Annotated in this window: 17 protein-coding genes and 2 tRNA genes; 11 read left to right on the top strand and 8 right to left on the bottom strand. The window is 44.1% G+C overall.

Annotated features, from left to right (window positions below; genetic code table 11):
• Nucleotides 1–17: 17 nt before the first annotated feature.
• A complete protein-coding gene (locus WA1_RS39715) occupies nt 18–911 on the bottom strand; it encodes a GNAT family N-acetyltransferase (protein ID WP_017746172.1) in 894 nt (297 codons plus the stop codon).
• Nucleotides 912–1,421: 510 nt separating this feature from the next.
• On the opposite strand from WA1_RS39715, the gene WA1_RS39710 reads away from it, so the two are divergent.
• The 6 genes from WA1_RS39710 to WA1_RS39685 all read left to right on the top strand — a co-directional run bounded on the left by WA1_RS39710 (nt 1,422) and on the right by WA1_RS39685 (nt 14,554).
• Nucleotides 1,422–1,790, top strand: a complete 369-nt coding sequence (locus tag WA1_RS39710) for an NHLP leader peptide family RiPP precursor (RefSeq protein ID WP_017746171.1) — start codon at nt 1,422–1,424, stop codon at nt 1,788–1,790.
• A gap of 388 nt (nt 1,791–2,178) precedes the next feature.
• Nucleotides 2,179–5,463, top strand: coding sequence for a type 2 lanthipeptide synthetase LanM family protein (locus WA1_RS39705; RefSeq protein ID WP_017746170.1), 3,285 nt, complete (start codon nt 2,179–2,181; stop codon nt 5,461–5,463).
• Nucleotides 5,464–5,640: 177 nt separating this feature from the next.
• Nucleotides 5,641–6,003: a hypothetical protein gene (locus tag WA1_RS39700; protein WP_017746169.1), complete on the top strand. Its 363-nt coding sequence runs from the start codon at nt 5,641–5,643 to the stop codon at nt 6,001–6,003.
• A 198-nt stretch (nt 6,004–6,201) separates the two neighbouring features.
• Entirely contained in the window at nt 6,202–8,295 is a 2,094-nt protein-coding gene (locus WA1_RS39695) for an AMP-binding protein (RefSeq protein WP_148662867.1), read from the top strand.
• Nucleotides 8,296–8,498: 203 nt separating this feature from the next.
• The gene (locus WA1_RS39690) at nt 8,499–9,731 is read left to right on the top strand and encodes a cytochrome P450 (RefSeq protein WP_017746167.1); all 1,233 of its coding nucleotides are present in this window, start codon (nt 8,499–8,501) and stop codon (nt 9,729–9,731) included.
• A 29-nt stretch (nt 9,732–9,760) separates the two neighbouring features.
• Nucleotides 9,761–14,554: a type I polyketide synthase gene (locus tag WA1_RS39685; RefSeq protein ID WP_017746166.1), complete on the top strand. Its 4,794-nt coding sequence runs from the start codon at nt 9,761–9,763 to the stop codon at nt 14,552–14,554.
• Between the two features lie 60 nt (nt 14,555–14,614).
• On the opposite strand, the gene WA1_RS39680 is transcribed toward WA1_RS39685, so the two are convergent.
• The 5 genes from WA1_RS39680 to WA1_RS39660 form a co-directional block, all read right to left on the bottom strand.
• The gene (locus WA1_RS39680) at nt 14,615–14,983 is read right to left on the bottom strand and encodes a roadblock/LC7 domain-containing protein (protein ID WP_017746165.1); all 369 of its coding nucleotides are present in this window, start codon (nt 14,981–14,983) and stop codon (nt 14,615–14,617) included.
• Between the two features lie 73 nt (nt 14,984–15,056).
• Nucleotides 15,057–15,605, bottom strand: coding sequence for a GTP-binding protein (locus WA1_RS39675; protein ID WP_017746164.1), 549 nt, complete (start codon nt 15,603–15,605; stop codon nt 15,057–15,059).
• Between the two features lie 463 nt (nt 15,606–16,068).
• Nucleotides 16,069–16,623: a protoglobin domain-containing protein gene (locus tag WA1_RS39670; protein ID WP_026134968.1), complete on the bottom strand. Its 555-nt coding sequence runs from the start codon at nt 16,621–16,623 to the stop codon at nt 16,069–16,071.
• Nucleotides 16,624–16,856: 233 nt separating this feature from the next.
• Nucleotides 16,857–17,438, bottom strand: a complete 582-nt coding sequence (locus WA1_RS39665) for a roadblock/LC7 domain-containing protein (protein WP_017746162.1) — start codon at nt 17,436–17,438, stop codon at nt 16,857–16,859.
• 134 nt (nt 17,439–17,572) lie between these two features.
• A complete protein-coding gene (locus tag WA1_RS39660) occupies nt 17,573–18,451 on the bottom strand; it encodes a DUF4388 domain-containing protein (protein WP_017746161.1) in 879 nt (292 codons plus the stop codon).
• Between the two features lie 738 nt (nt 18,452–19,189).
• Between WA1_RS39660 and WA1_RS39650 the strand changes: the two genes are divergently transcribed.
• The 4 genes from WA1_RS39650 (at nt 19,190) to WA1_RS39635 (ending at nt 22,389) form a co-directional block, all read left to right on the top strand.
• Nucleotides 19,190–19,972 (top strand): DUF6816 family protein, encoded by a 783-nt coding sequence (locus WA1_RS39650; protein ID WP_026134966.1) that lies wholly within the window; start codon nt 19,190–19,192, stop codon nt 19,970–19,972.
• A 219-nt stretch (nt 19,973–20,191) separates the two neighbouring features.
• Nucleotides 20,192–22,012 carry an ABC transporter ATP-binding protein gene (locus tag WA1_RS39645; RefSeq protein WP_017746158.1) on the top strand — a complete coding sequence of 607 codons (1,821 nt, stop codon included), beginning with the start codon at nt 20,192–20,194 and terminating at the stop codon, nt 22,010–22,012.
• A gap of 147 nt (nt 22,013–22,159) precedes the next feature.
• Nucleotides 22,160–22,242 (top strand) — tRNA-Tyr (locus WA1_RS39640).
• Between the two features lie 75 nt (nt 22,243–22,317).
• A tRNA-Thr gene (locus WA1_RS39635) sits at nt 22,318–22,389 on the top strand.
• A 383-nt stretch (nt 22,390–22,772) separates the two neighbouring features.
• On the opposite strand, the gene WA1_RS57645 is transcribed toward WA1_RS39635, so the two are convergent.
• Nucleotides 22,773–22,928 carry a hypothetical protein gene (locus tag WA1_RS57645; protein WP_017746157.1) on the bottom strand — a complete coding sequence of 52 codons (156 nt, stop codon included), beginning with the start codon at nt 22,926–22,928 and terminating at the stop codon, nt 22,773–22,775.
• A 341-nt stretch (nt 22,929–23,269) separates the two neighbouring features.
• Complete coding sequence (locus WA1_RS39630; protein ID WP_017746156.1) at nt 23,270–23,617, bottom strand: hypothetical protein; 348 nt, start codon at nt 23,615–23,617, stop codon at nt 23,270–23,272.
• Between the two features lie 217 nt (nt 23,618–23,834).
• On the opposite strand from WA1_RS39630, the gene WA1_RS39625 reads away from it, so the two are divergent.
• Nucleotides 23,835–24,020 carry a hypothetical protein gene (locus tag WA1_RS39625; protein ID WP_017746155.1) on the top strand — a complete coding sequence of 62 codons (186 nt, stop codon included), beginning with the start codon at nt 23,835–23,837 and terminating at the stop codon, nt 24,018–24,020.
• Nucleotides 24,021–24,075 lie beyond the last annotated feature (55 nt).

Here is a 24,075-nt window from a genome sequence, read left to right as displayed (position 1 = left end):
AAATTCAAACTCCAAAACTAAATATCAGACGAAGCATCCAAAATTTTAAATGACCCCTTGGTTTGCTCCATAGAAGTTAAGTAGTCTTTCTCATACTCTTCAAATCGTACCATGTTTGAATGGTGCAAGGGTACAGTCCAGATCGCTTTCGGAATTTTTGCGATCGCTTGACGCTTATGTGCCTTAGCGTGGAGAGCAAGTAAGCATCCCGTTTTCTGGAGATCTTCCCTGACCCAATCGCAAGTGTAGCGGATCGTGTCTGGGTAAATCCGATGAGTAATTAGCCATCCTACTACTTGCTCTTGGTAACGCAATCCAAAACTGGTAAGAGGTTCCATACCTTCTTCATGCAGAAAAGGAACTAACTCTTCTGGAATCCAAGGATCTTTCTCTTGCTGTTGTTGGATGGCGATTCGTTCCTCATGGGTTAATTCACACCAGGGAAAAATGGTAAATGAAGGCGGCAAATTTTCGTACATTTTCAGCCAAGGCGCATTTAAAACCCGGCGATCGCTCTTACAGATCAGCATTCGTGGCATTGGCGGGGACCAGTGGCATTTTTCAAGCAGGTGTTCCAGCGCAGGCGTTGTCGGTTTGCTTGTTATATAGACCAGGGTCGCGTTCGTACAACCTCTTTGACGCAACACCTGCTCTAAACGGGTAAGGAGAGCTGTTCCGATTCCGGCATTGCGGTGTTCGGAACCGACATATAAAGATAGCACTTTAGCAGAGGTATTGTCTGATTGGATCTCGGCTAGGGCTAACCCAATTGGTTGCCCCAAATCAGAAGCCCCGACTGCTACTGTCAGCTCTTGTGGGTGTAGGACTTGCAGCCGAGACCGGAAGAGAGGAAAGGTCATTCTCTCATAAGCAGTTGCTGTCGAACTATCAAGAATCTGCAATGAATACATTAGTTTGTGTCAAGAAAAACTATTTATCTATTTTTAACTAAAAACTCTACGTTTCTTTTACGGTTATTTTTGAAAATTTTTGAGCGCTCGTTTCTCAGATATCCTTAGTATTTATTATAACTCTTATTCTGGAAATGTCTAATAATTTTGTTTGTTCGGAATTTATGATACACCAGATTGCTTGAACCGCTTCAAAAGAGTTTGTTTCAATTTGTTAAAAAATAAATATCAAATTGTTGAAAAAACTTCTTAACTTTACTGAACTTTACTGAACTTTCCTATCTGGTCATTAATCATTTTCTGAATTAACTTTGAATAGTAACCACTCAATAAATCAGGGCGAACTATCAGAACAAAAACGATTTTGCGTCATTTGACGCTTGTAGATGAAGGATTTACCTTAGGTTATTGAGCGGTTACTTTGAATAAACAGAACAATACCAGCATCGCAAAAGATTGAATAAATCTTAACTGGTATGGCTCAACTAACAATCATAGGAGATAGAAATTATGACTCAAGCAGGAGCAAATCCATCTAATAGCGAACGAGACTTTCTTGACGAACAACTCAAGGCTAGACTGGGGATTGAGTCGGCATTAATTGCCAAAGCCTGGGTAGATGAAAACTTCAAGCAAGAGTTAATCAGCGATCCCAAAGGAATGATCGCACGGGAATTAAACACTCAGATTCCTGATGGTGTTGAAGTTCAAATACTTGAAGAAACTCCGACAACTTATTATCTATCCATCCCGATGAAGCCTTCTGTCGATACTGAAGAAGAACTCTCCGACGAGGAACTAGAAGCGGTTGCTGGTGGAGGTGTGAAAAAGTCGATATTCAATACTGTTATGGAAGGAGTCAAAGGGTGTTCATGCTAATACCTGTCCTTTTTGATAATCAACTACCTGCCAATAGGTGGTATTAGTAGTCAACCACAGTAATTTTGCTGAGTGTAAATATTTTCCTCATCACCGTATCTGGTGTTCTCCGCGTCATTTCCCATTTGGCAAAGTTCACTTGCCAGACTACTAGGTGTCCGAGAGAGTCTAATCTACCAAGGTGGCTCTCTCGCTTTTTCCGATTTTTAGCCCAATAATCTTGGGGTTATAAAACTGCCACTAGGATTGTATTTCAAAGCAAAAAAGCAAGAACAACTGAAATATAGCCCTATTTGATAGGTAAAAATTATTAACCGCTAAGACGCAAAGAGCACAAAGAAAAGAGAGAAGAGAGAATTTTACAAATGATTTAGGATTGTTATATAAAATGAAATTGGCTCGGAAAGATTTAGCTCAAATAGTGGGTAAGGCGAGTACAATTGCCGAACGTCTAAAATCTAATTTATTGATGAATGAAGTTCCTATCAATGACTCAAGGGTTAACTCCCGACTTGAGCGCTGGTGTCGGGTTGCGGCTAAAGGAGATACCAAAAAATTTGAGAAGCGTCTCGCTTGGGATGGTCTAGATGTAAGCACAGTTCGTCGTGCTCTCGACACAGCCTACTGGGTTGGAGATGCACCCCTACCAACTTGGGCGGAAACTTTTGCAGCTGTCATGGAAGCGATAAGTTCAGTTGCATTAGAAACCTTGGAGAAAGACAATTCGAGTCAGTACCGTTTTGTAGACCCCGAAGATCCAATTCCTTTTGAAACTGTTTTTATATCATTTGTGGAGGTGGCTAGAAAAAAACTCCTTGCTCGGGCTAACGGTGGATATCAGTTGCTGGAGCCATCAGTTCAGGTAATTCTAGAGCGCAATCTCTTAAAAAAGCTCGCTAGTGTTGGCTCGCAAACCCTGCAAGCAGAATTTGTGACTTTTCGTAATTTTAGACGAGCGAGCCTAGTTTCTTCAGTAGCGCACTCTTCTGGTAGTCTCTCTAGAGAACTTTACCAGCAGTTTATCGAGCAGCTACTTAGCAACAATCTGCTGTCTCTGTTCCAGAAATACAGCGTCTTAGCTCGGTTATTGGCAACAACTATCAACTTGTGGGTAGAAGCGATTGGTGAGTTTCTTCAGCGCTTGGTAAAAGACTGGTCGGAAATTCAGCAAATCTTCCAGGCTGAAGGTGTATTGGGACAGATTGTGAAGCTAAATCTAGATATTGGCGATGCTCACAATTGCGGGCGTTGTGTGATTATTATTGAATTTAGTTGCGGTCTGAAGCTGGTTTATAAACCCAGAACTCTAGGACTAGAGGGGGCTTATTTTCAGTTACTGTCTTGGTTAAACGAGCAAGGAATGCCTTTGCCTTTCAAGGTGCTCAAAGTTATTGACCACTCTAGTTATGGCTGGGTTGAGTATGTGGCGCAATTACCCTGTGAAAACGAGTCAGCTGTCAAGCGATACTATCGACGAGCGGGAGTTCTGCTGTGTCTGCTTTATGCCTTAAAAGGCAAAGATTGCCACTATGAAAACCTCATTGCTAGTGGCGAGCATCCCGTCCCGATCGATTTAGAAACCCTGCTACAACCGGAAATTCGGGGACTGGAGGATCGGGGCGATTATGGAGAGTTGCAAACCTTAGTCAATCAGATACTCGATAATTCTGTACTCAGTACGGGTCTGTTGCCAAACTGGGAAATGAGTCCCGATGGGCACACGCTCTTCGATGTCAGTGGATTAGGGGGAGTTGGCGAACAGCAAATACCCTATCAAATCCTAACTTGGCATAACATTAACACCGATCGCATGGCGTTAGGACAACGGTATGGCAAACTAGCGCACCAAGCCAATTTACCCACCCTCGACGGCGTTGTCTGTTCGCTGAATGGTTATATAGAGGAAATTGTCGATGGCTTTCGACAAATGTATGACTTCTTGCTTGATCGCCAAGAAGCTATTTTAGTACCTGACGGACCCTTAGCTTCTCTGGCTCGTCAGAAAGTGCGTTTTCTCTTTCGCAATACCAGGCTTTATGGAGTCGTGCTAAAAAATGCCCTCGCCCCCCAGTTTCTTCAAAATGGTGCAGACTTCAGCATCGAATTGGACATACTTAGCAGAGCGTTCCTCGCCTGTGACGAAAAACCTGACTGCTGGCAACTGCTGGGGCGGGAAGAGGAGGCATTGGCGCAATTAGATATGCCTTACTTGAGTGCTTACTCAGACAACAATGCACTGATTATTTCTCCAGAAGAAACCATTGTCGGAGTGTTCCGCGAACCTAGCTACAACTCGGTCATTGCTCGCCTACAGCAACTTAGCGCTGAAGACCTGACACAGCAGACTGCTATTATCAGGGGTTCTCTTTATGCGCTAGTTGCCACCGACCTTGAAAGTGCCACTGTGTTCGAGTATCAGGAGCCTGAGTTCGATGACTTTACACCTTTAAGTCGGGAAGCGATGTTGCAGCAAGCACTGGCGATTGCTACCGATCTCAAGGATAAGGCAATTTACACAGCTGATGGAATTGCCCGTTGGACTGGTTTGGAGTATATGCCGCAAACAGGAAAACTTCAATTACAATTAATAGATTTCGGCTTGGAAGGCGGGTGCGGGATTGCTTTATTCTTGGCTGCTCTAGAAAGGGTTACGGGAGGAGCCGGGTATCGAGACTTGGCTTTGTCTGCTCTCAAGCTGCTCCGCAGAATCCTGAACAATTCTAAAGCTTATCAACTACTGAAAATGTCCGTCGATCTGGGTGCTACTGGTGGTTTTGGCTCAATACTTTATGCGCTAGTCAAGGTCAGCCAATTTTTGGAAGAGCCAGCACTCCTGGAAGATGCTAGACAACTTGCCTTCTTGATAACTCCCACAGATATTATCAGCGATCGCAACTTAGACATCAGTATGGGAACAGCAGGGGCGCTGCTGGGATTATTATCGCTGTACCAGGCGACGGGTGATTCCTCAGCGCTAGAAATAGCGATGATCTGCGGTCAGCACTTGCTTGCGCGTCGCTCCGTCAGCGAAACGGGTTACAAAACTTGGAAAACAATGGGGCTAGAAAAACCGCTAACCGGATTTTCTCACGGAGCAGCTGGTATTGCCTATGCTTTGCTGCGATTGTACGGCGTGACTTCAGACCCGACTTACTTAGAAACCGCCAAAGAAGCGATCGCCTACGAAACCAGCGTCTTTTCACAAGAGGCGCAAAATTGGCCTGACTTTCGACCGTTCATCCTTAAGAACAACCAACCCGCTTTTATGACTAGTTGGTGTCATGGAGCGCCGGGAATTGGTCTAGCTCGTTTGGGAAGCTTAAAATATCTTGATGCTCCTGAAATTCGGCAAGATATTGACATCGCCCTCCAAGCGACCCAGAAATTTCCCTGGTTGGGAGTGGATCATCTCTGTTGTGGGAATTTTGGGCGGGTTGACGTGTTGCTAGAAGCATCCCGACGGCTTTCCCGACCAGAGTTACTCGAAACAGTTCCTCAGCACATTGCTTGGGTGGTGGAGCGAGCCAAACAAACGGGGGGTTTTCATATATTCCACAAAGTTACACAAGGAGTTTACCATCCAGGGTTCTTTCGGGGAGTCGCTGGTATTGGTTACGAACTATTGCGGTTAGCGGAACCGAACTTATTACCTTCGGTGTTGTTGTGGGATTAAACTGCGGGGATTGGTGAGAGGGGGAGATGACTCCTATCCCGCTTAAAGATTACTTAATTAAATGAACCGCAAAGACGCAAAGAGCGCAAAGAAAGAGGAGAAGGGAATCGGTAATCTTATGGCGGAAAGGGAGTAATTAAAAGTCATCAATAATCCTAATACCAGGAAGGAGGTAAGATGCATTTTTCATTAACATCTAGTTTTAAGAAAGCCATCGTAAAGAAGTATTACGAATCGGTAAACAGCCTGTTGGATGCCAAAAAGATGGATATTAACTTAAAGCTCATTACATCTATAGGGTTTGAGGTTGTAACAGATATAGACATTTCCCATAATGTTCTTCTGTCATGCGATGAAAAAACAGAACAATACCTAAAGATATTTCAAGATAATAATCTCTTCCAAGATGAGTCAGAGCGGCTCTCAATAACTAACTTTATATGTTCGCCTGGATCTGAAAGATACCAAGCGTTCGCGTCAGGATACTATCAGCAACGAATATTCAAGTTTCGTAAAGTCAGCAAAAAAACTTTGGTTTAACTCACGCAAGAATTGCAATGTCAACAGACCCGAAATCCTTACCAATGACTAATGACCAATGACTACTCCCTTTCCGCTATAAGACTAACGAACATATGTTCCTTTTTCTTTGCGCTCTTTGCGTCTTTGCGGTTCATTTAGATAGGTAATCTTTGGGCGGGAAGGGAGTAATGACCAATGACCAATGACCAATGACCAATGACGAATATTAGCATGGAAATTTTAAGTTTTATTGATATTTTGCACTCCAGAGCGTTAAACGAACCTGACCGATTGGCTTTGGTCTTTTTGGAGGATGGGGAAATAGCATCCGATCGCTTGACTTATCAAAGCTTAGATCGACAAGCAAGGGCGATAGCAGCTCAACTACAATCCTTGGGACTGGAGGGTGAAAGGGCTTTACTGCTCTATTCTCCCGGTCTAGAGTTCGTTAGCGCTTTTTTTGGGTGTTTGTATGCTGAAGTTGTGGCTGTTCCCGCATATCCGCCCCGACGCGATCGCTTTTTAGAACGTCTGCTCAGTATTATCGCTGATGCTCAGCCTAAAATCATCTTAACAGATACCTCAACTTTATCCGATCTAGAGCGACGATTTTCCACAAATCAAGAACTGAAAGCACTTTTCTGGCTAACTACGGATACCATCCCAAGTCAATTAGAACAGCAATGGCAAAAACCCGCGATCGCTAACGACACCTTAGCATTTCTTCAGTACACCTCTGGCTCTACTGCCATGCCGAAAGGAGTTATGGTAACTCATGGCAATCTGCTTCACAATTCGGAACATATCTATCGGTGCTTCCAGCATACGCCTCACAGCCAAGGGGTGATTTGGTTGCCTCCTTACCACGACATGGGATTGATTGGGGGAGTATTGCAACCCGTTTATGCAGGATTTCCCGTCACTCTCATGTCCCCTGTAGCATTTTTGCAAAAGCCGATTCGCTGGCTGGAAGCAATTTCTCAATTCAAAGCGACTACTAGTGGCGGTCCCAATTTTGCTTACGAACTGTGTATTAGCAAAATAACGCCCGAACAACGGGTAAATCTTGACTTGAGTAGCTGGGAGGTAGCTTTCAATGGCGCTGAACCCATTCGAGCAGAAACTCTGGAGCGATTTGTCGAAGCGTTTGCTCCCTGTGGTTTTCGGCGAGAAGCTTTTTATCCCTGTTATGGGATGGCTGAAGGAACTCTAATTGTTTCTGGCGGGTTGAAAACTGCTGCGCCCATTATCTCCCAGGTCGATAGAAAAGCTATTGAGCAAAACCAGGTAGTTTGTGGGGAGTCAGAAAATAGTCAAACTCTTGTCGGTCTCGGTCGGGCGTGGCTTGACCAAAAGATTGTCATTGCCGATCCAAAAACCTTAACTCAGTGTTCGTCCGGTCGGGTGGGAGAAATTTGGGTATCCGGTTCCAGTGTTGCTCTAGGATATTGGAATCAGCCCGAAGCAAGCGAACAGACTTTTCAAGCTTATCTAGCTGATACCCAGACAAGACCTTTCCTGCGTACCGGGGACTTGGGATTTTTGCAGGATGGCGAACTGTTTATTACTGGTCGCCTCAAGGATTTAATTATTATCCGGGGACACAATTATTATCCCCAAGATATCGAACTGACTGTAGAACAAAGTCACCCTGCTCTTCGTATTGCTGGCGGTGCAGCCTTTACAATAGAAGTCGATGGGGTGGAACGGCTGGCGATCGCCCAGGAAGTAGAGCGGCATTATCTGCGCCAGCTAGATATTAACCAGGTAGTTGGTGCCATCCGTCAAGCTATCTCAGAAGCATATGAACTGCAAGTTTATGCTATCGTACTGCTAAAAACAGGGACTATACCCAAGACCTCTAGCGGCAAGATTCAGCGCCATTCCTGTCGCACTGGTTTTTTAAAAGGTACATTAGAGATTGTCGGCAATTGGCAAGAACCGCCTCCGATGGATGTAGATTTGCAAGCATCAGCCGAATTTTGGCGACAATCCTTCGATGCTGAACCCTCGTCAATAACGGCAGAACAGATCCAAGCTTGGCTGGTTTTTCGCTTGTCAAAGGAGTTAAAAATCGCTTCAGAGGAGATCGACATTCAGGAAGCCTTCGCTTACTACGGTCTGGATTCATCGGTAGCGATCGCTATTACGGGCGAATTAATAGACTGGTTGGGGTACGAAGTCGAACCGACACTGTTCTGGGAATATCCGAACATTGAAGAACTTGCACGCTATCTTGCTCAATTATTAAACTCCGGAAAAGATATAGGGGCGCGGCGGCCTTGCGCCCCTACCAATATTTTCGGGTAATGCATAATTACTCCTATCCCACTCGAAGATTAATTAAATAAACCGCGAAGACGCAAAGAGCACGAAGAAAGAGGAGAAGAAATTTCTGGAGATGTCCAATATCAAATCCGTTTGTGTCGAAATTATTTCTCTTTCCTCTCTCTGCGTCCTCTGCGCCTCTGCGGTTCAATATCCAAAATAAATACTGATTTAAGAAAAAAACTATGCAAACCGTTGCCAGTCAAAATGGAAAAGTAACGTTTAAATTTAATCCTTTTCTACCGGAGTTTCACACCGATCCTTACCCGATCTATACCCATCTCCGCACCGAAGACCCCATTCACATGAGTTCTTTGGGTATATGGATTATCAGTCGCTATACGGATGTGGTTCAAGCCTTGCGCGATCCGCGCCTCAGTTCCGCGCAATCCCACATTTCTCGATATTCCAGACAACAAGGAACTCCTTCTCCCGTAGTATCCCTGAGCAGCCAGTGTTTATTTTTTCGCGATCCGCCCGACCACACCAGATTGCGAAGGCTCGCAAGCAAAGCATTTAACGCTCGTGTGATGGAGGAGATGCGATCGCGCATTGTAAATTTTGTAAACGAGCTACTCGATCGCGTTGAGGGTGCTGGGACTATGGATATTATTGCTGATTTCTCCCGTCCGCTACCAGTGAGGACGATTTCTGAGTTATTGGGGATACCAGAGGCAGATCGCAGCCAGCTTAAACAATGGTCTCATTGGTTAGCGCATATCTTTGACCCGATGAAGTCGTCAAATCTGGGTGAAGAAGTCAATCAAGCGGTGTTAGAGTTTCGGGATTATTTAATCGATCTGATTGCCGAGCGCCGACAGCATCCCCAGAAAGATTTGATTAGCGCCCTCATTCAAGCTAGAGACGAGCAAGATAAGTTAACTGAAGACGAGCTATTGGTAACTTGTATGTTACTGTTTGCTAGTGGCGAAGAAACTACGGTAAATCTAATTGGCAATGGTATGTTGTCTTTGCTGCGCCATCCTCATCAGCTTGAAAAGCTGAAAGAGAATCCATTGCTGATTCAAAATGCGGTTGAAGAACTGCTGCGATACGAAAGCCCCTTGCAAATTTGCGGTAGGACAGCTATCGACAGTCTGGAAATTGGTGGCAAAACCATCCGCAAAGGTCTACCCGTTTTTCTGTTGCTAGGGTCAGCCAATCGCGATCCAGAGCAGTTTCCCGACCCCGATAGGCTCGATCTTACTCGTCCCGACAACCGTCACCTTGCCTTTGGTGATGGCATTCACTATTGTTTGGGATCGGGTTTGGCACGCATTCAAGGTCAGATTGCTATTAATAGCCTAATTCAACGCTTGCCCGCCCTACAACTTCAGACAGACACACCGGAATGGCGAGAGAACATTTTTTTACGGGGTTTGCAGGCTCTTCCAGTGACCTTTGGCAAACGAAGATAAATTTCTTGATTTTGAATTTGATAAGGATTATGAATAGGGAACCAATCGCAATTGTCGGCATAGGATGTCGTTTTCCAGGAGCTAAGGATAAAGAAGCTTTCTGGCAGTTGTTGCGGGATGGAGTGGATGCGATTACTGAAGTGCCAAGCGATCGCTGGGATGCAGATTCGTTTTACGACCCCGATCCTACCACTCCTCACAAAATGAATACCCGTTGGGGGGGATTTTTGGCGGATATCGATCGCTTCGATCCTGAATTTTTCAAAATTTCCCCGCGAGAAGCTGTCAGCCTCGACCCCCAGCAGAGGCTGTTGCTAGAAGTGACTTGGGAAGCCCTAGAAGATGCCGGACAAATGCCGGAGCGTTTGGCTGGGACGCAGACGGGAGTGTTTATGGGTATCAATAGCTTTGACTACTATGCCCTGCTGATGGAGAATCCCGCTAGCGTTGACGCTCACGCAGGCACGGGTAACACGAATTGTATTGCAGCGAACCGCATTTCTTACTTATTAAATCTTACTGGCCCGAGCTTGGGGGTGGATACGGCTTGCTCTTCTTCCCTTGTTGCCGTTCACTTGGCCTGTCAGAGCCTCTGGAGTGGAGAATCCACGATGGCGATCGCGGGAGGGGTGCGGGTGATGTTATCCCCATGGATTACCGTCAGCTTTTCTCAAGCCGGATTTATGGCTCCTGACGGTCGTTGCAAAGCTTTTGATAGCAGGGCTAACGGCTACGTTCGCAGTGAGGGAGCGGGGATTGTCGTTTTGAAGCCTCTCTCCCAAGCCCTCAGCGATCGCGACCCCATTTATGCGGTCATCCGTGGCAGTGCGGTTAACCAGGATGGGCGTAGTAATGGACTGACAGCCCCCAATTCCCACGCTCAAGAGGCTGTGTTGCGAGCAGCCTACCGTCAAGCTGGCGTTTCCCCCGGTCGCGTGCAGTACATTGAGGCTCATGGGACGGGGACAAAGCTGGGAGATCCCATCGAAATGAAGGTGCTGGGGAAAGTGCTGGCTGAGGGTCGCCCTCCCGGACAGTATTGCGCCGTCGGTTCGGTGAAAACGAATATCGGACACGCCGAGACAGCTGCCGGGATTGCGGGATTGATTAAAGTAGCACTGTCTCTCCAACACTGCCAAATACCACCGAGCCTCCATTTTCAGCAACCAAATCCCTACATTCCTTTTGACAAGCTGCCACTGCGAGTCCAGCAAACCCTCGCGCCTTGGCCAGAAGGGGAGAGCCTACCCTTAGCCGGGGTCAGTTCCTTTAGCTTTGGTGGGACGAATGCCCATGTGGTTTTAGAAGGCATAAGTCAGCAGGATAATCATCAAACAGCTCTGGAGCAGGAAGAAGGGAGCAGGAGAGAAAAACCACCCACTGTTCATTTGCTGACTCTTTCCGCGAAAAGTGAAACCGCATTGCAAGATTTAGTTAAATCTTATGACAAATACTTGACTTTTAATCTTAAAAAAAATACGAAAGACATCTGTTTTACTGCCAATACAGGGCGATCGCATTTTGCCCATCGCCTCGCGATCATCACTGCATCAACCGCACAGTTGCACAATCAGTTAAAGGTTTTCCCGGCCCAGCAGTCGGGTGTATTGAGCGGGCAAGTACAGAGCAAAAAGTCCCCGAAAATCGCTTTTCTGTTCGCGGGACAGGGTTCTTATTACCCAGATATGGGACAAGAACTTTACAACACTCAACCGACGTTTCGCCAAGCACTAGAGGAATGCGATGACTTGTTGCGTCCCCATCTAGAACAATCGCTACTTTCTGTTCTGTATCCGCAATCAGACCAACAAGCACTGTTGTTAAATAGACCAGCCTATCTTCAACCCGCCCTATTTTCCCTGGAATATGCTCTGGCCCAATTATGGCAATCTTGGGGAATTATGCCAGCTATAGTCATGGGTCATAGTCTGGGAGAATATCCCGCCGCGTGTATAGCAGGCGCATTCAGCTTAGAAGCAGGACTGGAACTGATTGCCCAGCGAGGAAGTTTGATGGAAAAGCTGTCTCAGAAAGGGCAAATGGCAGTTGTTTTTGCTGATCGAGAGCAAGTCGCAGAGGCGATCGCGCCGTACCACAACCAAGTCACTATTGCCGCTATAAACGGGCCAAAAAATACAGTCATTTCTGGAGAAGCGGAAGCCATGGGTAAGGTGCTTGATCGGTTAGAGTCAGATGGATTGACAACCCAGGTCATGCAAGTCTCACACGGTTTTCACTCCCATCTCATCGAGCCAATTCTTGATGAATTTGCGGAAATTGCCCATCAAGTGCAATATCGTCCAGCCCGCATACCGTTTGTTTCTACCCTCACAGGTGAAAAACTACAGCCACAACAACGCTTAGATGCCCAATACTGGCGACGTCAAACTAGAGAACCCGTACAATTTGCTGCTGGCATTCAGACTTTGGTTCAAGAAGGCTACGATGTCTTTTTGGAAATCGGTCCCCATCCCATCCTCATCGGGATGGGAAAACGCTGTCTAAGTGAAAATTCGTATACTTGGCTACCTTCTTTAAAAAAAGGTCACAAAGACTGGCAGGCGATCTTGAGCAGTCTCAGCCATCTTTACATAAAAGGTATAGAGATAAATTGGACTGAATTTACTCGCTGTTACCAAGGTCAGAAATTACACTTACCAACTTATCCCTTTCAGCGTCAACGCTATTGGATTGACCTCCCTAAACCTATGAATGTAAAAGAATCAAGCACACAACCCCCCAAAACCGACTCAAAAGGTGCGATCGCATCAAAGTTACAAACTATTATGGCTCGCGTCATGCAAACAGAGCCAGAACGAGTCAGTGTTCAGAGCAATTTTCTGGAAGTTGGTGCTGACTCCATTGTTCTCATTGACGCTGTACGTAGAATTCAAGATACCTTTGGCATTCAGGTATCAATAGCTCAGTTGTTTGAGGAATTGCCCACCATTGATAGTCTCGCTACTTACATCAGCCAAAATTTATCAGCAGACTTTTCTTTGTCTTTTGCTACCGATGCTAGACCGCAAGTGCAGTCTGTTGCTTCCATTACCTCTAGCAAACCACAGGAGAGCGATCGCGCAGTACCACTAGCCAGGATTCAGTCTCAGCAGGAAAAGAACACTTACCTAGAAAGGTTTATCGCACAACAGTTAGATTTAATGGCGCAACAATTAGAACTGTTGCGTAACAATATGCTGCCAGAAAAATCTGTGAATAGCCTTCCTGTAGGCGAAACCAAGCCAGAAAGCAACGGAAATTCAAATTTATTAAAAAATGACCCCATAACAGTTATTCAAGAGAAAATCCCTCTTCCCCTACCCCCTTCTCCCCCTATCCCCAGAGGGGGCACCGAGTCCCCCTACCCCCTAACCCCTATTGGAAATAGCAGCACCAAAGAATTTAAACCTAATCGCACCCTGAGAAAAGATAGTGCTGACAGTTTAAATCCCAGCCAGCAGAATTATCTGCAAATGTTCATTGAACGTTATACCAAGCGCACTCAAAAATCGAAACAACGATCGCAAGCCTACCGTCCCGTTCTTGCTGATAGAAGATCTGCCTTTGGTTTTTGGAATCTGACTAAGGAGATGTTTTATCCGATTGTGGGTGAGAAATCCCAGGGAGCGAGATTGTGGGATGTCGATAGCAACGAGTATATAGACTTAACAATGGGGTTTGGTGTTCATCTTTTCGGTCACAAAGCTCCCTTTATTACGGCAGCCCTGGAAGAGCAAATTCAGCAAGGGATACAAATTGGGCCGCAATCCCAACTGGCAGGTGAGGTAGCAGAGTTAATCGCAGAAATGACGGGTATGGAGCGAGTTGTTTTCTGTAATTCCGGTACAGAAGCAGTCATGACAGCAGTGCGCTTAGCCCGTGCAGCGACAGGTCGCGATCGGATTGCTATCTTTTCAGGTTCTTATCACGGTCACTTTGATAGCACTTTGGTCATCCCCCAAATTGGGGATAATAAACTTCATGCTGTACCTTTGGTTCCGGGGGTGCCGCAAAAGATTGCCGACGATGTTTTGGTTCTTACCTATGACGATCCTAAATCTTTAGAGATCATCAACGCTCATGCTCATGAGCTAGCTGCCGTTTTAGTTGAACCCGTACAGAGCCGTCGTCCCGATTTACAACCCAAAGAATTCCTCCAACAATTGCGACAACTGACTCAAGAAAAGCAAGTCACGCTGATCTTCGATGAAGTCCTCACGGGTTTTCGCGTTCATCCTGGCGGTTGTCAAGCCGTGTTTGGTGTGAAAGCGGACTTGGCTGTCTATGGCAAAGTAGTTGGCGGCGGATTGCCAATTGGAGTAGTTGCTGGCTCACCCTACTATATGGATAGAATTGATGGCGGTATGTGGCTGTATGGAGACAATTCCTATCCTGAAGTGCCAATGACGTTTTTTGCGGGGACTTTTTGTAAAAATCCGCTCACAATGGCGGCGGCGAGGGCTGTACTTAGGCAGATGAAAATGCAGGGAGGGACGCTACAGCAACAGCTAAATCAGCGAACCGCACAGCTAGCCGCAACTCTCAATGCTTTCTTCAAACAAGAAGGTTTACCCATTGAGGTAACACATTTTGCTTCCTTCTTTCGCTTTTCTTTCGCAGGTAACGTCAGCGAGTTTTATTTGCCTATCGAGTTTGAACTGCTGTTTTATCACCTCATCGAAAAGGGAGTTTACATCTGGGAAGGTCGCACCTGTTTTCTTTCTGTTGCCCATACAGAGGAAGATATCGATCGCGTGATTGGGGCAGTTAAAGATAGCGTTCTATCCTTGAGTCACATATTTATGGAGCATCGTCGTTTATAGTGACTGAATATTGGATTTTAGATTGAGAGTGAAAATCTAAGATCCAATATTATGTAACAATTATGCTAACAAAGGAGTAATCCTAGCCACAATCCGTTTGACTTCTAAAAACAGAACACCTTGCTTAGCCGCAGCACTAGCAAGAACCAATAAAACAGCTTCTTGACCGCAGCCTACTAAAATACCGTAACCTTTCTCACCTTCTACCACAATACGGTCAACACTACCGCGAGCCAGTTCGCGTCCGATGCGTTCTCCGAGTGAAAGCATCGAGGCTGACATAGCAGCAGTACGCTCTTCATCCATTCCTATTGTAACCACGGAAGCTAACGCTAAGCCATCAGGGCTGGCAAGGATTGCACCTTGAACCTCCGCACTGCCAGAGACAAAGTTTTGTAATTCATCTTGCAACATTGAAACATTAATCATGACTCTATTTCTCCAAAAGGGTGTTGTTTTTATGTTGTTAAAGGTATGCACTCCGATCGCTTGACAAAATGCGCTACGAATTAGAACCAGGGTAGAAGTTACCTATCTCTTGAACAAGAGCAATCAAAGCTTGTGCTACGGAAGGTTTACTAGTAGCGTCAACAGAAATGATTGGCGGTCGAGCGTGCTCATCTACAAATCCCAGAGCAAGAGCCACGTCTTCTGCATCCCAGGCGTCCGCGCAATCTGTGTGTGTCAGACCAATAATGTGTGGTAGTTGCACTTGTTGGTTGACAAAGTTAAGAATCCGCCGTCCAAATCGTATTTGGTCTGGACGATGGGCATCTACTAGCAGAATGTAAGCATGCGCTTTGGCAATCAGAATATCCCACATAAAGTCAAACCGCAGTTGACCAGGGGTGCCATATAGGTGTAATGATTGATTCGATGCAATAGTGAGTCGCCCGAAATCTAGAGCAACTGTAGTTTTTTCCTTCAGTTGTCCTACTTCATCTGTCGCTTTCTTATCAGTATCCACGACTTCTATTTCACTGATTGTACGAATCAAACTCGTTTTTCCTGCGCCTACGCCTCCTGTGACTACTATGCGTAGGATTGCCATTTATACCTCCATAAGGTTACAGCTATTGGAGGCATACCCAAGCACTTGGAAAATCTTGTGGGTAATTTCAATCCACGTAAATATAACAATGAACTTACTCAGTAACTTTGACTTTATGAGCAGAGATAATTTTATGAGATACATCAGATTCTGTCCTCTTCAGGTCATGTGACACAACTTCTTTGATTCAACTGATGCAACCGATCTAAAAATTGCATTACAGATTGCACACCCTGAAATAGCTTTATTGCCTTCTTTGGGATTTTACAACAGTAGTTAGTCACTTTTCAAACTTGAATGCTAGCTTTTTTAAGTTCTCTTAATAACTACGTTGTGAAATTTTCTCCGCATAATCCGCTCATAAGTGTTTCTCGGTTACCGGAAGCTATATTGGCAAATGCACCCTGTAGGGGCGATCGCTTTAGTCGTATTACTTACCCTGTTATAGCTCTGTAAAAAAGTTTTACATAGAACGTGCGCCAGTCGCAATTAAGCGCTTAAACAATCCTTCTGTCCAACCAGTTTCTTGAAGAACAGCTGCTGAAGAGACTTCCACATATGCTTGTTCAATAAAAGCCAAGTCAATCATACAGATCCGACTGAGAGTATCTTTAAGAACTTCGCTTTGACCTTCAGCTTGTAGCTGCTTGCCGACTTCGTGTATCACTGTTGCCATTGCTGGAACAACGTGCTGAGGTCCAATTCCGAGACGAACGTGAACTAGACCAATTTTCCAGCGTCGGTCTGCATAGCCAGGACCCCAATTATCGATCCCTGTAAACATCTCTTGAAACCATTGTATAAAGGTTTCATGAAGGCGATGAATCCGCTCTTGTCCAGTATGTAAAATCGCATTCATTTCTTCATCTCGTGCGAGGTAGGCGTAGAAGTGGTCGGTCATTTCTGGGGCAACTTTGACTCCCCAATCTGCGTTAGCTTTGAGCAAAGCTTTATCTGCATCTGTAAAACCAGCACGCTTCTCTAGCGTCAACATAAACGCATGTGGGTTTAGAGTCATTGTTAGTTCTCCTAAGTATCAAAAAAAACAAAGTCTTCAGCTATTATGGTTCAGCAGCCACTTAAAAGTAGCAAAATTATTACATTGTGTGGAATTTTGTTACATTCTTTTAACTTGGGAATGGGGAGTGGCGAATGGGGAGTGGGGAGGTCTGCTAGATCCCCGACTTCTTTAAGAAGTCGGGGATCTAGACCAACTTAACCCATCAAAACTTATGAATCAAGCTGCCTCGTTTACTTCAACAAAGCCGCTATTTTGGCAACAGCTTGTTTAATTTCCAGAAACAGGATGCCCTGCTTAGCAGCAGAACTAGCAAGCACTAACAAAATAGCCTTTTGAGTGCAGCCCACCAAGATTCCGTAACCTCTCTCGCCTTCCACCACAACGCGATCGATAGCACCACGGGCAAGTTCGCTTCCAATACGTTCTCCTAATGAAAGCATGGATGCTGACAAAGCAGCAGTACCCTCTTCATCCATTCCTGGCGACAACACAGAAGCTAATGCCATGCCATCAGGGCTAATAATAATCGCACCTTCAACTTCAGCGCTACCAGAGACAAAGTTGTGCAACTCATCTTGGAGCGCTGAAACTGCGATCGCGATCGCATTTTTTTCCTCAAATATTTCAGATCGATCTTCTTCTGTAAAAGATGATACATCTGAGATGATAGCTGCACTGACTTCTGTCTTTTCCACAGTAGTGGTTGAGGGCAACTCTTCTGTGGTTTGCAAATTGTCTGTTAATTTTGCGGACTTGGCTGATATTCTTTCAAGTACTACTAACAGTAGATTCAGAATTTTGCCCAGAGGCATGGTGACTGAGAGTGCATACTTCAATGTTGTGATTTTATTATTACACTATGGTGGTTAGTAGTTAGTAGTTAGTTGTTAGTTGTTAGTTGAAACACCACTAACCACTAACCACTAACCACTAAGACTCCTTATTTTCAAGTCTTACTCTTTAAAAAACCCACTAGATTTTGCAAAAATGAAGTATTGATTTTGAATGCTTCTGATTCCTTCGCTTTTTGGCGGTTCAATTCAGGATCGCCAATGAGGTCCCAATTCAAAGAGTCATCATTCAAATCTGTGGTTGATGTCAGTATGGGAACTTCTTCCACCAAACCCGCAAGCATTAGCCGGAAGGTAGCTTGTTGGACTAAAGCAAGGGGTTGATTGATCTGTTTTGCGATCGCATCCAAAGAAACACTCCCATTAGCGAATTCCCATACTTGCCACTCACAAGCGTGCAAGCGAATCTGTGGTTTAGCGTGAGAAATACTTTTGATAGATGAACTAGGATTTGGGAGGACATCCACCAGCGCTTTCCAGTTTTTTAATGCTCTTAAAGCCATAAGAGCCACTTCTGTTGCTCTCAGGCTTAATCCAGTCATTTCTTCTAGAGGCAAAGCTGCTTTGCTATCAAGTTTAAACACACCTTGTTGAATTTCAAAAAGTTCACGAACTTTTTGTAATTGGTTTGCGAATAGCAGGTTGAGTTGCTCGGCAGTTAATAGACTTTCAGTTTTCAACAGTAAACCAAGAGGTAGAGCTGTGGGAGCTTCATTACAAGCTTTTTCTATAACGTTCAAATTTGCCCACCCTCGCTTAACTATTTTAGAACTTAACTCCTGACCGCGCAGGTTATGGGCAGCAGCTACGACTTTCCCTTGTCTAAACCAGATATAAAAATACTGAGATTTGGAAATAGGAGATTGTAAATCTGGCAAGGTACAAACTGTTAAACAACCAGATTTTCGTCCTTGGTCAATCAGTTGGAACAATTCAGCTAAGGAAAAATCCGTAAAAGAACTAGACAGACTCATTAGTGCAAGTACTCTTTCGATGATTAATTTATATAAACTTGCACCCTGGTCGATAATTCGACTTTTAAAATATCCTGTTAGCTAAGGATAAATACCCCTCTTTAAATCTAATTTAAATTTGAACGGAGGAATATTACCGAGCGGAAAAGTAAATTCTCGCATTTAAGTAATTTCACTGAATTTTTATTAGTACCAAGTATTTTTTTAATTAAGATTCTAATAACAATCGTTTTGATGATGAGACATTTCTCATGTTAAAAACAAGACGCATGATTCAAATTTGTCAAAGAAACAGGGTTTTTGAACAGATTTTTCCCTTAACTAGGTTAGTTTTGGACTTCTCTTTTTATCGTGATGATGAGACTTTTCTCATGTTAAAAACAAGACATATGATTCAAATTTGTCAAAGAAACAGGGTTTTTGAACGGATTTTTCCCTTAACTAGGTTAGTTTTAGAGATCTCTCTTAATCCTTGAGCTTCTTTTGCTCAGTATTTTAGTCAAAGGCTAATGTTTTTATTTAGTTTTTTACGTTCTAGTTAAATTTGATGATAAAAAAGCAATCTAAGTTTTTATTGAATGAGTTATTACTCAAAATAAAATTAAAATAAATTAATATATAATGACTGAGCGTTAGAAACCCGGTATCTGGGAGATACCGGGTTTCTTGATTTCAAGATTCAATTAGGATTGCTAGAGAAATTACAATTAAAATTTTTTCATGCTTAAAAATACTTTTATGAGAATCATTTGGGTTTGTTGCTTAGTTATGTTATGCCTTTTCTGGGCTGGGGAAGCAGAAGGTGGAGAATTATCTGAAAGGTTGGTCAATTTCGAGCATTGGGAAAAACTAACATCAGTACAACCAGCTGTAGGCGATCTGGTTTACCCAGAATGGATGGAAGGTGATTGGGAGGTGAAAAGCACACTTTCCGATTTGGCTGCACCTTTAGCACCCAATATCGTTACACCCGGATTTGAAAGCAATCGTCAGTACCTCAACAAACCCATAAGTTTCAAAGTGCGATTTGTTAAGGCAAAAATGCCTGCAACAGCGCTCAAAGCCATTCCTGTCATCAATAACAAGTCAGCAGCAGTCGTAGCAGATAGAGCTTTTAACGGTTTAAATTTGGCAAGGGCTTATCTAAGTGATGCTGTATTATCCGTCAAAGTAGATCCAAAGACGCCCAATCGTCAGATTACCTTTTTACGTGGCGAACGCCAGCTTGTTTCCATAATCAGTGGACGCGCCACAGAAACGACAGGTGATGGCAAATTCATTGGAGCAGAAGTGTTTCAACAAATATTTAAAGGTGGTGGGCGTCCTTACTTCAATATTGTTGAATCTACGACTGCATATCACAAATTAGATAGACTCGACTCTGGGAGTCCTGCGATCGAAGCAGATCAAGTCACTGCTGTTTACCTGTCACCGCAAGATCCAAGTTACTTCAGTGCTGGTTCTCGACCCGTTGCGCTCTATCGCTATCGGCTGGAATTTTTTCGTAACAGTGACCAGTGAACAGTGACCGGTGAACAGTGACCAGTGACCAGTGACCAGTGACCAGTGACCAGTGACCAGTGACCATTGAATTGTTTCGCCCCATTCCCGACTCCCGACTCCCTACTCCCTACTCCCAAAGAAAGATTTATACACCTAAACTATTGACTCTTTTGTAGTATATATGTAGTATTAAAACCTCAGGAGTTACAGGTTCGCGCTCCAAGATTAGTGTGCATCATGGCTAATTTTCGAGATATTCTCAACTACTTTCGTCCCTACTGGTCGGTTAGCGCTTTTAGTATCGCAGCAACCAGTATGTATGAAGTCATTGATTTGGTGGTACCTTATGCTATTGGGCAAATTTTAAACGTTTTGTCCAACCAACCATTAGATAGAATCCTTCAAGACGCGATCGCAAATCTGTCAAACCTTATCGACTACCCAGTAAGTAAACCTTTAGAGTTAGGAGCATTACTGGGTTTAATTTTTCTGGTTACAGTGGTGAGAGCACCAACGCAGCCTTGGTTGAGCAGTTGGTTTCACTGGGATATAGCCTTAAAGGCGCGTCAGGTGCAGAGCCAAACAGCCATAGAAAAGATTCTTACCTTACCTTTAGAATTTTATGATGAAAACAACCCCGGACGTATTGCCGGACGGGTAGCAAGAGGAATTGCCAACCACACTTGGACTTACCCTGAAATCGCCGGACAGTTACTTCCCAAGCTGTTTCGGGTATTGGCTATCTTTGTGTTTATCTGGTTTGTTGAGTGGCGGATTGCAATTTTGTATCTGATCTCCTTTATCGTGATTCTAGGCTTCAGCTTAAAGAAATTGCAGAGGCTGATTTGGCACGATAACTTACTAGATAAGTACATGGAAGATACAGAAAGCCGCACTTCTGAGATTATCAGCAATATCAAAACAGTGAAAGCTTTTGCAACTGAAGCAAAAGAGTTAAAGCGGCAAAATGTAAGGTTATCGCGTGAATTAAAACTTGTTGAATACCGCATTCACAAGGGTTACGTAAAACTGCAAACTTGGCAAAGAACTGTCATTCAGTTTTGTGTATTTACAGTCTTGGGTTTGACTTTAGCAGCGACACTCAATGGGAAAATTAGTCTCGGTCACTTTGTCATGACACTCACGTTGTCTAGCATGGCATACGCCGAGCTAGAACCTATCAGCACATTAGCAGAGGTTTTTGCTCGCCGTTATACATCAATGATACGGTTCCACGATTTTCTTAAAGAACCTTCGGGAGTTGATTCAGAAGGTTTACTAGAAGAGCAAAATGTTGCAGACAATCCCTATAGATTTACTGGAAAACTGGAATTTTCGCATATCAACTTTGCATATGATAGCGATCGCCCAGTTTTGCAAGACATCAATCTCTTGATTGAGCCATATCAAACAGTCGCGTTGGTAGGGCGTTCTGGTTCTGGTAAATCGACTTTAGTGAAATTGTTACTGCGGTATTTTGAACCTCAAGCAGGTAAGATTCTGATTGACGGTGAGGATATACGCACTCTGAATGTAGGGAACTATAGGCGGAGACTGGCGATCGTTCACCAAGAAGTCGATATTTTCAACGGAACTTTATTGGATAACCTGATTTATGGAAATCCCAATGCTAGTTTTGAGCAAGTTGAAGAAGCCTGCAAAATAGCCAGACTTGATGAAGTTGTGCAGCAACTTTCTAAAGGATATTACACAGTTGTAGGAGAGAGAGGCGTGAGACTCTCCGGCGGACAAAGACAGCGTGTGGGGATTGCTAGAGCGTTGTTAGTAGAACCAGACGTGCTGGTGTTTGACGAAGCCACCTCCAGCTTGGACTATGAGTCAGAACGTTCAATTCAGTTAGCAATGCGCTCAATTTTGGGAACCCGCACCACAATAATTATTGCCCACCGACTGAGTACAGTACGGGAAGCAGATAAGATTGTGGTTTTAGACCAAGGAAAAATAGTGGAAGTCGGAAACCACCACGAACTCCTGCATCGTCAAGGAATTTACCATCGCTTGCACTCCCTGCAAGAGACTGGGGAATTGGTTGGATAATGGATAGTAGTTAGTGGTTAGTTGATAGTAGTTAGTGGATAGTGGTTTTCCTACTAACCACCAACAACTAACCACCAACAAAAATTTTTTTCTCTCCCCCTTGCATTTCCAACAGCTTGTGCTAATATTAGTAATCGTGGGTGATACGGGTCGATGTCCGAGTGGTTAATGGAGGCGGACTGTAAATCCGCTGGCTTGCGCCTACGCTAGTTCGAATCTAGCTCGGCCCACCTTCAACAGAGTTAAGAGAGATGAGCAATAAACAAAACTCCGATCTCCTAACTCTAAACCTTCAAATAAAATTTGCCCGTGTAGCTCAGTGGTAGAGCACACCCTTGGTAAGGGTGAGGTCATGAGTTCAATCCCCATCACGGGCTTTATAGAATCACAGGAAATCAATGGTTTCGCGCAAGTTGCATAAGTTGGCTTTACTCTACCAGTATCGCTTGAGACATATCTAGTTGCATAGAACTTGCATAACAGGATTGCTTATCAATTAACGTCATTGTATAAACTAATTTTATAGCAAAGTACTCGTTTTTTGGCTCGTAGTGACTACTGAATGAGAACTCGCGCTACATCAGCCTGTAACCCCTCTGTTTTGACTTTCAGATATCAAACCACAATAGCTTCAGATGGACAGTTACAGAGGCTTACAGAGGCAAGTATTGACAGTAGTGCCACTATAGAAACAAACAGGAGATAGAAACTTGTTCTACCTCCTGCATGATCAAGTAACGGTATTGAGTTACGGGTTTGTTTATGAGTTCACTACCTCATCAATGAGAGATTCTAGGTAACTCCAGTCCTCATTGTCTTCGTCACCATTATCATCGTTGTTTTGTTCGTCATCGTCTTTTGGGAAGTCTCGCTCTTCATGGTCGTCATTGTTATCAGTATCATTTAAGAATGACATTTGTTTTTGTTATGAGTATGTGAATAATATGATTCTATTCTCCGATTGAAGATAAAACTAAAAGCTTAACAATTGTCAGGTATTATACTGGCACTATGGTGCGTAGAACGAGGTGCGACCAGATCAATTGAAGTATCAACTATGGAGATGTTACAGAAGCCTGTATATTAGTACCGCCATTTATTAGCTCTAGTCAGGTAGGTTCATACTGCGATCGGAATTGCATCGCTATGCTGATAGTTACTTGTTAATGGCAGTAGAATAAGTATCCGATTCCAAAACTATGACTTGTTAGAGGTAGAAAAACAGATAGCGATATTTGGTCACTATCCGGTTCAGGGCTAAGAATCCCTTGTGTCAGTTTCTTCTTCTGTTTCCTCAATTTCTGGTTCCTGATTATTCAGCAAACAAGACCAATCAACATTATCGATATCAACTGAGTCTTCGTATCCGTCAGCTTTGAGTATTTCTTTTATCAGTTCTTCTACTGTGATTTTACGAATCGCTGCTTCTTGCCGTAAATCTTTACAAACCTCATTCCAATTATCAGCGTTACTCACTCTGTCAATCAAAATAGCCTCAGCCATTCGAGTCTTTGATACACCTCTGGTATGACCCCATAGAGATAAGCGAATCTCTTTGACTATAGGTAGATTGACCGGGAACCTGCGATCGCGTTTCTTGACCATTGTGCTATCAAAAATTCATTACGTTACCAATTTACCTCCATTTGGTTTCTTTTTGGTATCCAATTTGTGACTTTTATTGTACTATGACTTGTGAGCATAAACTGTTGCTTCTCTGGGGAGTGCGTCAACACCCCTCAGAGACTTCCTCACATCAGTCATCACCTGTTGTGAGGTAACTCCCATGCGTATAGTACACAGACAAAGGAGCATAACTATAATGACAGAAACTCTGAACGGTGCGATCGCTACCCCTGAAGTTTCAGAAATAACCTACAGTCCTGTAGCCGCAGCGATCGCGCAAATCAAGATGCAGGATATACCGGATGGTAGAAAAAGAGCATTAATCAAAGCTGTGTTGCAACGTCAGATAGTCGCAGGTAAACGTGGTGGAGGTAGACACTAGCTTCGCTTGTTTTTCTACCTCTCCCATCAATTGCGTCATGTAAATCACACCCGGT

The organism is Scytonema hofmannii PCC 7110 (genome assembly GCF_000346485.2).
Classification (GTDB): domain Bacteria; phylum Cyanobacteriota; class Cyanobacteriia; order Cyanobacteriales; family Nostocaceae; genus Scytonema; species Scytonema hofmannii.
The sequence above is the reverse complement of the archived record's forward strand: the minus strand, read 5'-3'. Positions and strand labels throughout refer to the sequence as shown.